Annotated in this window: 9 protein-coding genes and 2 pseudogenes; 5 read left to right on the plus strand and 6 right to left on the minus strand. The window is 54.1% G+C overall.

The annotated features are described in order from the left end of the window. The 4 genes and pseudogenes from F8I07_RS00355 to F8I07_RS00370 all read left to right on the plus strand — a co-directional run. A pseudogene (locus tag F8I07_RS00355) lies at window positions 1-346 on the plus strand (phosphopyruvate hydratase); the annotation flags it as partial. Window positions 347-547: 201 nt separating this feature from the next. Next, a complete protein-coding gene (locus F8I07_RS00360; RefSeq protein ID WP_292654258.1) occupies window positions 548-1891 on the plus strand; it encodes an APC family permease in 1344 nt (447 codons plus the stop codon). Continuing rightward, window positions 1888-3096, plus strand: a complete 1209-nt coding sequence (locus tag F8I07_RS00365; RefSeq protein ID WP_292654260.1) for a hypothetical protein — start codon at window positions 1888-1890, stop codon at window positions 3094-3096. The genes F8I07_RS00360 and F8I07_RS00365 overlap by 4 nt, the downstream gene beginning before the upstream one ends. A gap of 203 nt (window positions 3097-3299) precedes the next feature. After that, on the plus strand, window positions 3300-3875 hold the full coding sequence (locus F8I07_RS00370) for a hypothetical protein (RefSeq protein WP_292654263.1): 576 nt from the start codon (window positions 3300-3302) through the stop codon (window positions 3873-3875). Between the two features lie 98 nt (window positions 3876-3973). On the opposite strand, the gene F8I07_RS00375 is transcribed toward F8I07_RS00370, so the two are convergent. Continuing rightward, window positions 3974-4852: a GyrI-like domain-containing protein gene (locus tag F8I07_RS00375; RefSeq protein ID WP_292654266.1), complete on the minus strand. Its 879-nt coding sequence runs from the start codon at window positions 4850-4852 to the stop codon at window positions 3974-3976. Window positions 4853-4998: 146 nt separating this feature from the next. On the opposite strand from F8I07_RS00375, the gene F8I07_RS00380 reads away from it, so the two are divergent. Then, entirely contained in the window at window positions 4999-6093 is a 1095-nt protein-coding gene (locus F8I07_RS00380; protein WP_292654269.1) for a PLP-dependent aminotransferase family protein, read from the plus strand. Window positions 6094-6111: 18 nt separating this feature from the next. Here F8I07_RS00380 and F8I07_RS00385 read toward each other — a convergent pair whose 3' ends face one another. From F8I07_RS00385 to F8I07_RS00405, 5 genes and pseudogenes are all read right to left on the minus strand, one after another. After that, window positions 6112-7443, minus strand: a complete 1332-nt coding sequence (locus F8I07_RS00385; protein ID WP_292654271.1) for a chloride channel protein — start codon at window positions 7441-7443, stop codon at window positions 6112-6114. Next, the gene (locus F8I07_RS00390; RefSeq protein ID WP_292654274.1) at window positions 7443-9314 is read right to left on the minus strand and encodes a mechanosensitive ion channel domain-containing protein; all 1872 of its coding nucleotides are present in this window, start codon (window positions 9312-9314) and stop codon (window positions 7443-7445) included. Before F8I07_RS00390 ends, F8I07_RS00385 begins: the two co-directional genes overlap by 1 nt. Then, window positions 9311-9952: a MarC family protein gene (locus F8I07_RS00395; RefSeq protein WP_292654276.1), complete on the minus strand. Its 642-nt coding sequence runs from the start codon at window positions 9950-9952 to the stop codon at window positions 9311-9313. The genes F8I07_RS00390 and F8I07_RS00395 overlap by 4 nt, the downstream gene beginning before the upstream one ends. Beyond that, window positions 9949-10533 (minus strand): DedA family protein, encoded by a 585-nt coding sequence (locus F8I07_RS00400; protein ID WP_292654279.1) that lies wholly within the window; start codon window positions 10531-10533, stop codon window positions 9949-9951. The genes F8I07_RS00395 and F8I07_RS00400 overlap by 4 nt, the downstream gene beginning before the upstream one ends. 185 nt (window positions 10534-10718) lie before the next feature. Then, window positions 10719-10960: pseudogene (locus tag F8I07_RS00405) on the minus strand (divalent metal cation transporter); the annotation flags it as partial.

A 10960-nucleotide genomic window follows, 5' to 3' on the forward strand; every position in this document is an offset into this window, starting at 1 on the left:
GATCGAAGTGGTGGGCGACGACATTTTCGTCACCAACACCAAATTCATCCGGCGCGGCATCGAACAACACACCGCCAACGCCTCGCTGATCAAGCTCAATCAGATCGGCTCCGTCACCGAGACGGTTGATGCGGTGCGACTGTGCATCGAGCACGGCTGGCGGGCCTTCCTCTCCCATCGCTCCGGCGAGACGGCCGATACCTTTCTGGCCGATTTCGCCGTGGCGATGGGGACGGGGCATCTCAAGAGCGGATCGGCCTCCCGCAGCGAACGCCTGGCCAAATACAATCGGATCCTGGAGATCGAGGCCCAGTTGGGAGCGGACGCTCTGTATTACTGGAAATAACAACACGTTCATCTACCGGAATCCCGAGGTAGGGTGGGCTCTATGAGCCCACCGATTCAAAGGCCAAACGTTCTTGGTAATTGATTTACTCAAATTGATAACCGGATGGTTGATTCGGTGGGCACAAAGTGCCCACCCTACAGAAAAGCTCCCGTTAGCTTATATATCAATAAATATTAAAATAGTAAAATAGGGATGGATATGTCATCACAAGACGGCAACGCCAAAGCCTTCGGACTCTGGAGCGCGATCTTTCTGGGGATCGGCTCCATGGTGGGGGCGGGGATCTTCATCGTCATCGGCCAGGCGGGAGCCATCGCCGGAAACATCGTCTGGCTCTCCTTCGTCCTGGGGGGCATCGCGGCGCTGCTGAGCGGCTACTCCCTGGCCAAGCTGGCGCTGCGCTACCCTTCCCGGGGCGGGATTGTGGAGTATCTGGTCCAGGGCTATGGCGAGGGGGTCTTCTCCGGGGCGGCCAGTGTGCTCTTTTATTTCGCCGGGCTCATCGCCATCGCCGCCATCGCCAAAAGTTTCGGTACCTACGCCGCGACCTTCTGGCATGCGCAAGCCGAGGGCTGGGTGGTGGACGCCTTCGCCTTGGGAGTTCTGGGCTTTTTCCTCCTGGTCAATCTCATCGGTGCCACCTTCGTGGCCCGCTCCGAAAATCTCATCGTCATTATCAAAGTAACGATATTGACGGTCTTTGCCATCGCGGCGCTTTTTACTGTCAAGCCCCAATATCTCTCTGCCGCTCAGATGCCGCCGCTCAAAGATATGCTTTTCGCTACGGGACTGACCTTTTTCGCCTATCAGGGCTTCAGCGTCATCACCAATACGGTGGAGGATATGGAAAACCCCGCCCGGACCATGATGCGGGCGATGATGGGGGCGATCGCCATCGTGGCGCTGCTCTATATCGTCACGGCGGTCGCGGTGCTGGGAAATCTGCCGCTGGAGAAGGTGATAGAGACCAAAGACTACGCCCTGGCCGAGGCGGCCAAACCGGTCTTTGGTGTCTGGGGCTTCAAGATCATGGCGGCCACGGCGCTGCTGGCCACCGCCTCGGCGATCAACGCATCCCTCTATGCTACTGCCGACATCGGCTATACCATGGCCAAAGAGGGCAACCTCCCCAAAATCTACAGCTACAACGTCTTCCGCTCCTTCGAGGGGCTCATCATCAGTACCTTGCTGATCGTGCCGCTTGTCCTTTTCTTTGACCTGACGGAGGTGACGACCGTCGCGGCCCTGGCGGTACTGGTAGTGCAGGGTCTCACCCACGTGGGCCATATGATGCGGCTCAAAGAGACCGGAGCCAATCCGGTCTTGGTCACTCTGGCGGCCCTGGCGATGTTCGCCATCTCGGGAATGACGCTGGTCTATACCAGCCGCCATGAACCGATGATCGGCTATTATCTGTTGGGGGCGTTTGCGCTGGCCTTTTTGGTAGAGATCGGGTTGCGTCTGGCGACGAAGCGGATCGTCACCCGGCAGATCGTGGACCTGTTTAATATTAAAAGGTGGGAAGAGGAGAAACGGATATGATCGCCAACGTTATCGTCATCTTCACGACACTGGTGCTGACGCTGCTGCTCTTTTCCAAACCGGTAGAGAAGAGCTCCTGGTGGGCCGCGACGGTGATCCCGCTGGCCTCCATTATCGGAAGCGGATTCCTGGTCGTAGCACCGATTCTGCAGATGAGTATGGGACGTTACGCGGCCTTTGCCATGGCGGGTCTGGTGACGCTGGCCTATCTCATCGGGGCGGCGATCCGATTCAACATCCACCACGTCGAGCCCAAACTGGCGGCGGGGACCCTGCACCCGGCTCCCAGGAGCCTGGAGATCCTCTCCCAGTGGGCGCTCTCTTTTGCCTATGTGGTTTCGGTCACTTACTATCTGGCGCTTTTCGGGGACTTTCTGCTGCGAGGTGTCAACGTGGTCAATCCGACCCTCTCCCATACCATCACGACGGCAGTACTGATCTTCATCGCCGTTTACGGCCGGCACCGGGGCTTCAATTTCCTGGGGCGTTTCGAAGCGCTGAAACTGGGGATCATCGGGGGACTCCTGGCCGGTCTGGTCTGGGGAAACTGGAAAGCGTGGGAAGCGGGAATCTGGCATCTGCCCGCCACGGGAAACCCGACGCTGCATGACTGGCGGATCCTGCTGGGGATGCTGATCGTGGTGCAGGGCTTCGAGACCTCCCGCTATCTGGGGGACAAATTCCCGCCCCTGCTGCGGATCCGCACCATGCGCTACGCCCAGTGGATCAGCGGGGGGATCTATGTGGTCTATATCGCGTTGATGCTTTATTATTTCAACTATCCCCTCCCGCCCCAGGGACAGGATACGGCGATCATCACCCTGAGCAAACATGTGGCGCTGGTGCTGCCGGTGATGCTGCTGGTCTTGGCGCTCATCGCCCAGTTCGACGCGGCCATCGCCGATGCGCAGGGAGGCAGCGGTCTGCTGGAGGAGCTGAGCCGTCGCCGGATTACGCTGGCGACAGGCTATCTGATCATTGCCGTAGGCGGAATTTTGATCGTCTGGAGCTCCAATATCTTCCAGATCATCACCTACGCCTCCCAGGCTTTTGCCGTCTACTATATGCTTCAGAGTATGGTGGCGGCATTGACGGCGGCCAAGCATGAGGATATTCCCCATCGCTGGAGTAAGTTTTTCGGCTTTGCATTGGTGGCGGCAATGGCGGCGACGGTGGTCCTCTTCGGAATTCCTGCCGGAGGGTGAGGCGAATTGATGTATCATTTTGGAAAGAGTAGGGAATGATTCCGTCATTCTGAGCTTGACTTAGGATCCGGCATTATGAGGTATTCCAACGCTTGGATCCCGGGTCAAGCCCGGGATGACGTATAGGGTTTCATTGAACCCAAATTATGCAGATGGCGTGCCGGCTAATGCATAGTTTGGGTTGAGTTCAAAAGGGGGATAGGATGGTCGATCGGGAGCGGGTGAGGGAGCTGGCGCAGCGGCTGAAGGAGACGGAAGAGGCACTCTACCGGGAACTCCGGGACGAAAGAGAGAAGGTCTCCTGCGATTTTGCCGAAGAACGGATCGGCCTTTTGGACTATATCCGCCGGGGGAAAATCTCCTACGGATTGACCGCTCCGGTGATCTACGGGATGATCGTGCCTGCCGTTATCCTCGATCTCTGTGTCACGGTCTATCAGGCGGTCTGTTTCCCGGTCTACGGCATTCCCAAAGTGCGGCGTCGGGACTATATCACCCTGGATCGGCATCGATTGCCCTATCTCAATGCACTGCAGAAACTCAACTGCGTCTATTGCGGCTACTTCAACGGTCTGATCGACTATGTCCGGGAGATCGCCTCCCGCACCGAGCAGTTCTGGTGCCCCATCCGCCACGCCCGGCGGGTCAAAGGCGTGCCCACCCGCTATTGGCATTTCCTGCGCTACGGCGACGGCCAAGATCTGAACCGACGATGGAAGCAGTTGCGCGAAGAGCTGCATGAGATGGAGAAACGTGATTCGTCCTCTGATGCGGAATAGTCGAGTAGGGTGGGCTCTTCGAGCCCACCGGATGAAGGCTGGATCTTAACGGAAAACAGAGTGCTCAAAAAAATTTGATTTTGTTTCTGCAGATTGTGTTATCTCAATCTGACAGACAAATAATATGCGACGTCAAATTCTCCATCCTCCGATAAAAAATGGTTTTTCCTGAAAATCGTATAAGAGGGTAGCGTAGTGGCTTCATAACCGCTTTGGGGGAGCCAGTCTTGATAGACCCATTGTATAAGTTTGAGTATATCGCCATATTTTCCCTGTACATCAAATTTGGCGTAAAGGCCTTTGGGTATGACAAAGGATGGCAACGAAGTGTTTTCCAAAGGTGTATTGTCTTCTACCTGAATCGCCGCGATATAGTAGCACTCCTCCAACGGTGTGACGATGGGGTTGTCATGATAGATACCTATGGAAGTGTAATTCTCAATTTCATTGCTATAGATCCAGGCCTGGATTTTTTGCCATATTTGTTTTACTTTGGGAGAATAGCCTTTGTGTCGTATGTAAAAAGCGCGAATATCCGGTTGTTTGACGATACAGGGTTCCAGATTCTTATAGGATGCTATTGAAGCTGAAGCAAAGTCGGATGTATCAATGATGTTCTGAGTGTATTTTTTATACCCTCCCTGTCGCCACTGTGTCGGTGTCATTGAGAAGCGTGCTTTGAAGGCTCGTATAAAGGATGTCTGAGAACTATAACCGCACATATTGGCCACCTGGGTGACGGTGGAACTCGGATTGGTAATCAGCAGACTGGCCGCTTTTTGCAGGCGTATGGATTTGACCATCTCATAAATATTCATTCCCATTTGAGCCTTGAACAAACGCTGGAAGTGAAAACGGCTCACACCGAGAATCTTGCAGAGTTCATCAATGTTGATGTCTGTTTCCATATGACGGTAGATGTAGTAGAGTGCATCGTTGGCCAGTTTGGAATGTCGGGATTGTGTGATCGTTTTCATAAATTCCTGAGACTGTTCATCATGATTTCGTAATTTGGGCGAACCTGCATTTTCCAAATTTTAGCAAAAATAGATAATAAAATAAGCATAAATAGTAAAGAATGGGAGTCGGTATAAAAATACAATAAAGACAAAAAGGCAAAAAAATGAAGCGCTCGTTTATCAGAGAAATACTCGAATATATCGATAGCGATACGATCAGTTTCGCGGGCGGTTTGCCCGATGTTTCGCTTTTTCCTCTAGACGAGTTGCAAAAAGCCGCACAGAGGGTTCTGGAAAATGCCGATAGTCTCCAGTATGGACACTCTACAGGCTATGCACCTTTGAAAGAGCAGATAGCGAAATATTACCGTGATCGGGGATTCCCGACAGTCGCGGAGAATATTCTCATTACTTCCGGATCCCAGCAGGGACTGGATATCATATGCAGATATTACTCCGGAACTTCGATTGCCATTGAAAAGCCGAGCTATCTCGGAGCTTTGAATATTTTCAGGTTAAACAACTTAAATAGATTCGATATGCCATTGTCACAAGATGGCATAGATTCGGATCTCTTCAGAAAAAGTATTCTCCAAACCAAACTGGCCTATCTGATCCCCGATTTTCAAAACCCAAGTGCTACATGCTATACAGATAAAAATCGCAAAGAAATAGCACGGGCAATACGTGACTCACAGATAGTGCTCATAGAAGATTCTCCTTACAGTGAACTCTATTTTGATATGCCACACAATAGCATCAGTCAGTTGGTTCCTGAACAAAGCTATCATTTGGGGTCTTTTTCCAAAATGCTTGCACCCTCGCTACGTGTAGGTTGGATCCGAGCCGATAAGGCGCTTCTTTCGCCGCTTATCGCCTACAAGGAAGCGATGGACCTGCACACGTCAGGAATCTCCCAAAGAATCATATCGGAGTATTTAAAAGATGGGAAATCTTTTCGAAAACATTTACAAAAACTTAGAACAAGCTATCGGAAGAAAATGAACTTTTTCTGCGAAAAACTGGATCTGTATTTACCGGACTTTGAATACACGCGTCCCAGAGGAGGAATGTTTATTTATGGAAAGTTAAAAGGGGTGGATACTGTGAAATTGGCAAAAATATGCCTGGGAAAAGGTGTTGTTTTTGTGCCGGGGGCCGAATTCAACGGAGCAAGTGATGAAATACGTTTCAATTTTACAAACAGCAGCTTCGAAGAGATTTCAGAGGGATTAAAGAGAATAAAATCATCTCTTTGAACCCAAAACATACGCTATCTATTGGGAATCTTTGTTGTTTGGCTTACGAAACGTTGTTTTTTCCAGAGATGTAGGACTGTCGGCGGTGAGCTTCTCGATACCGAAAATCCGGTTCATCAGATAGCCGCTGAGCACCACCGTGACGGCGGTGGGGACGATGATATTGTAGTCGTAGGTGATCTCCAGAGCCAGGACCACGGCGGTCAGAGGCAGGCGCATCACGACCCCCATGAAGACCGCCGCGCCGATGGCGGCGAAGGCGTAGGAGTGGACGGCGAAGCCGCCGTAGAGATTGAGCGCTTCGCCGTAGCCGTAGCCCACCAGGGCCCCGATGCTCATCAGGGGCAAAAAGAGTCCTCCCACGGCATTGGCGTAGATGGCGATGACCGTCCCCAGGATCCGCAGCAGCACGACCGTTAGGATCAAAAGTAGAGAGATATGGATCTGGCCGTTGATCAGCGCGGCGACCATCTGATGCCCCGAAAAGGCGGCGATAGGGGCCAGGTGCAGTAGTGTGCCGACCGTTGCCCCGCCGATGAGGGCGAAGAAGAGATTGCGCCAGCGTCCCAGTCGACGATGCATCAGCCAATCCAGAAGCGCCAGCAGGCGCTTTTTGAGGATCAGATAGAGTCCCAGCGTCACGATCATCACGGGAAGGAAGAGCAAAGAGGCCAGGAGATAGTCGTAGTCGAAACGGCGTCCGGTCGAATAGTGAAAGACCAGGGGCTCGAGAAACTGATTGGCCACACCGAAAGCGACGGCGGCTCCCAAAATGATAGGACCCACCAAACGCTCGAGAAAGGGAGCGGCGATATTCTCCAGCGCGAAGGTGATCCCCGTCACCGGTGAGACGAAGACCGCGGCGATCCCGCTGCTGGCCCCGATGCTGATCAGCAGCGTCACGAAACGCCTGGGCAGATGAAAAAGGGCGTTGAGTTTGTGGGCGATCATGGCGCCGATGGCGGCGGAGGGACCTTCATTACCCACGTTGAAACCGCTAGCCAGTGAGAGGACCGAAGCGAAAATTTTCAGTATCAACCCCCGGAGGGTGACGGTGTAGCGTTTCTCTTCGACAGCCTGGGCGATTTCGGCCACGCCGTATTCCCGAACGGTGGGGTCGAGAGCGATGAGACGATTGACGATCAGGATCGCCACCGTCGGGACCGCATAGAGATACCAGACCGGAAGCGTGTCGTAGGTGGAGAGAGGATTGCCGAAAAAGAGTAGGTGAGTCAGCCCCTCGGTCGAAAGGACATAGAGAGTCACCGCCGTTCCCGTCAGCAGGCCTGCCAGCAGCGTTAGGAGCAGCAGACGGGTGGGGAAGGATCGGGTCGTCGGCGAGGTCTCCATCAGGATCCCTTGCCCTCTTCGACTTTTTGGATCTGCAGCGTGAGAGGAATGTCACTGGAACGCAGATGTAGATCCCGCTGCGGGAAGGGGATCTCGATGCCGTGGGCGTAGAGGGCTTTGTAGATCAGTTTGAGGAAACGGGAAATTGTGCGGCGGGGGTAGTGGATCTCGCCCCCTTTGATCCAGACATAGAGGTCGAAATCGACGCTGCTGTCTCCCATCCCGGTCATGACGACTCTCTCGTGGCGTTTTTTGTCCCGATAGATATCATCGAAACCGCTCTGTTTCACCGCTTCGAGGATGACCCGTTCTACTTTGTCCACATCGGTGCCGTAGGCGACGCCGAAGGGGATGCGGAAACGGCAGATCTGGTCTTTCATCGTCCAGTTGATGACCCGGTTCTGGATCAGATCCTGGTTGGGGACGATGACGTCGATGTTGTCGTTGGTGGTGATGGTGGTCGAGCGCATCCGGATATCGCTGACGTGCCCCCGGAGATCCTCATCCAGCTCCAGATAGTCTCCGATCTTGATACTGCGCTCGAACATCAGGATCAGTCCGGAGACGAAGTTGGAGACGATGGTTTGCAGGCCGAAACCGATTCCCACCGAGAGGGCCCCGGCGATGAGGGCGATGGAGCTGAGGTTGATCCCCAGGAATTTGAGGATGGTGAAAAAGGCGATCAGAACGATCAGATAGAAGCCCAGGTTCGATAGAAGGGTCTGGGTCGAGGGGGTGATGGTCCGGGAGCGGAAGGAGAGCTTCTGGATACTCTTTTTGTAGAGGGCCCCCAGGATGATCGAAAAGACGAAGATCAAGATCGCCACAATCAGTTTGAACGCGCTGATGGGGGTGTCGTTGATGGAGAAGAGGGGACGGTTGAGTTCCTTCCAGAGGGAGTCGGTGACGTTTTGGATCTCTTGGAGCGTCGCCCCCTTGAGAGTGCCGACCTGCCCGAGGAAGGCTTTTTCCATCTTCTCCAGGAGCTTGGAGAGATCGGGGATGGAGGTCTCGTCGAAGGCCTGGGGAGCGAGGGTCATGATGCGGTGCTCGAGGGCGAAGACCTCCTTTTCCTGTTTCGCTTTCAGCGCCGAGGAGAAGCGGATGTAGAGCTCCATGATCTCGTTTTGATGCAAGGAGCGTTGGCCCAGTTTGAGGCTTTTGATCTCGGTGGAGACCTTTTGGGAATCGGCGTTTTTCCCCAGCAGGTCGTCACGCTCTTTGAGGATTTCCAACTGTTGGATCTTCTTCTCCAGATCCGCGAGAGTTTCGCGGATCTGTTTGAGCCGCTTCACGGCGTTGGTGTCGTCGAGTCGGATCGTTTTGAGTGCCTTGACAAAAAGTTTCGGTGTTGCGTCAATCGCTTGTTGGTAGTGATCCAGTTTCGCCTGGGAGGTGAGCTGCTTGCGCCGGTAATAGGCAAATTGCAGCTGAAGCGTTTGAATCCTGGATCGGTTCTTTTGTGTCGGGACGATCACATCGAGTCGATCTTTGAAGGCCTGGACTTTGCTCTCGAGGCTTTTGAGCTGCTTCAGGAGCCGGGCTTTGGCGTCGAGCCAGCTTTCGTATTGACCGAAACGGAGGCGATACTCCTGCTCATCGGCAGGGACGGTAGTCGGGATCTTTTGGAAGACGGGGGGATTTTGGGCGAGGGAGATGAGTCGCTCCAGCAGGGTAATCTGGAGGGTGCGTTCATCCGTCGAGCCGGTAGCGGTGTTGCCGGTGGCGTTGGCTTCGCTCTCGAGAGGTTTGAGCAGCTTTTCATAGACCGAGACATCGGCCTTGACGAGCGTGGCGTTGATATCGGCGGCTCCTGCCGGCATCAGGCCTATCAGCCAGAGTAGAAGTGCGATCGGCAGAGCTTTTCTCATCCCCAGAGTCCTTTGACGCCGTCGATGAGGAATTGAGCGGCGATGGCGCCGACGATGAGCCCCATGATCCGGGTCATGATTTTCATGCCGGTGACTCCGAGTGCACGATTGATGATCCCGGAGTAACGGAGGGTGAAGTAGACGACGATCGCGGAGAGCAGGATGGCAACGGTGACCAGACCGTAGGAGGGGATCAGGCCGTAACGGGCGAAGTCGTTGTGGTTGAGGACGATGATCGTAGCGATCACCCCGGGGCCGAAGAGGATGGGGATTCCCAGGGGGACGATGGAAACATCTTCTTTCTCCTCCGCCTCCTCCTGCTCCTCTTTGGTGTGACGGGCCTTGGTGGGCTGGCCGTAGGCCATGTTGACGGCGATGAGCATCAGAATGATTCCGCCGATGACCTTGATAGAGTAGACATTGATCCCGAAGAGCCTGAAAAGGAGCTCTCCGGTAAAGAGGGTAACCAGGGAAGCGACCAGCACCGTCAGCGTCGCCCGCCAGGCCGCCGGATAGATATTGGCCGGGGTGGGGGGCGAGACCATTGTCACCAGGAGGCCGGCGGCGGCGATGGGGTTGAGGATGGTGATCAATGCGATGGTGTCGTGCAGGAGGGTCGAGAGGTAGGATAGAATCATTCTTTGTCTCCTTCAGTGTCTTGAGAATTGAACGCATAAAATATCGTGAAAAAGAGTAAACCGACGAAGAGGACCAGGACGAAGTTTTTCTGGACGAAAAGGACCAGGTTGATCGCCTGCTGGCCGAACTCATAACCGATGGAGAGGAAGGTGGCCGCCCACAGGAGGATGCCGATGATGTCGAAAAAGAGAAACTTCCAATAGGGATAGCCCGAAAGGCCGATCGTCAACAAAGCCGGGATATGGGTGCCGTAGATAAATCGCTCAAAGACGATGAGCCCGGCACCCCAGCGGCGAAACCAGGCCAGGATGCGCTCCTTTTTCCAGGAGGAGCGCTCCAGCCACTCCATGGCCCGGCGTTCGAAAAGCCGTCCGAAAAGATAGACGGCGTTGTCCCCGATGAAGGCGCCGGCGATAGCGACCAGATAGGCCTTGTCGAAGCTGAAGACCTCTCCCATGGAGGCAAGCCAGCCTGTGAGCATCAGACCGATCTCCCCCTCCAGTATGCTCCAGATGAACAGGGCCAGATAGCCGTATTTCATCAGGACCAGTACCGGAAGGCTGAAGAGTTGAAGAAGCATGGATTGGGTCCTTTTTCTTATCGTGTGATGATGACCTTTCTGTAGACTCAATCATCCGATGACCGATTTTGATCAATCAAGTACCAAAAATATTTGGCCTGTGAATCGGTGGGCCCACAGGGCCCACCCTACATCTCTGAAGAACGATCCGGTTTTCAAACCTGTCATTATACTCCGTATTTCCATCAAGAGAGCCACTGCCAGATCATCACACCGCTGAGCGCCACCGTGACCCCAAAGGCCAGCATGGCGAAGGTGTTTTCAAAACGGCTGGCGAGATAGGTCCCCATGATTTTGGGATTGTTGGAGATCATCCAGGCGATGAGGATCAGGATGGGGATGAGCATCCCGTCGAGGACCTGAGAGTAGTAGAGGGCATCGACGACGCTGAGGGTATGGCCCAGATTGACCCCGGCGCCGACGAAGA

The sequence above is a fragment of the Nitratifractor sp. genome (assembly GCF_015487065.1).
In the GTDB taxonomy this organism is placed as follows: domain Bacteria; phylum Campylobacterota; class Campylobacteria; order Campylobacterales; family Sulfurovaceae; genus Nitratifractor.

Excerpts from the sequence above, each read along its gene's own strand:
- F8I07_RS00360 (WP_292654258.1), top strand. The coding sequence starts at position 548 with ATGTCATCACAAGACGGCAACGCCAAAGCCTTCGGACTCTGGAGCGCG.
- F8I07_RS00365 (WP_292654260.1), top strand. The coding sequence starts at position 1,888 with ATGATCGCCAACGTTATCGTCATCTTCACGACACTGGTGCTGACGCTG.
- F8I07_RS00370 (WP_292654263.1), top strand. The coding sequence starts at position 3,300 with ATGGTCGATCGGGAGCGGGTGAGGGAGCTGGCGCAGCGGCTGAAGGAG.
- F8I07_RS00375 (WP_292654266.1), bottom strand. The coding sequence starts at position 4,852 with ATGAAAACGATCACACAATCCCGACATTCCAAACTGGCCAACGATGCA.
- F8I07_RS00380 (WP_292654269.1), top strand. The coding sequence starts at position 4,999 with ATGAAGCGCTCGTTTATCAGAGAAATACTCGAATATATCGATAGCGAT.
- F8I07_RS00385 (WP_292654271.1), bottom strand. The coding sequence starts at position 7,443 with ATGGAGACCTCGCCGACGACCCGATCCTTCCCCACCCGTCTGCTGCTC.
- F8I07_RS00390 (WP_292654274.1), bottom strand. The coding sequence starts at position 9,314 with ATGAGAAAAGCTCTGCCGATCGCACTTCTACTCTGGCTGATAGGCCTG.
- F8I07_RS00395 (WP_292654276.1), bottom strand. The coding sequence starts at position 9,952 with ATGATTCTATCCTACCTCTCGACCCTCCTGCACGACACCATCGCATTG.
- F8I07_RS00400 (WP_292654279.1), bottom strand. The coding sequence starts at position 10,533 with ATGCTTCTTCAACTCTTCAGCCTTCCGGTACTGGTCCTGATGAAATAC.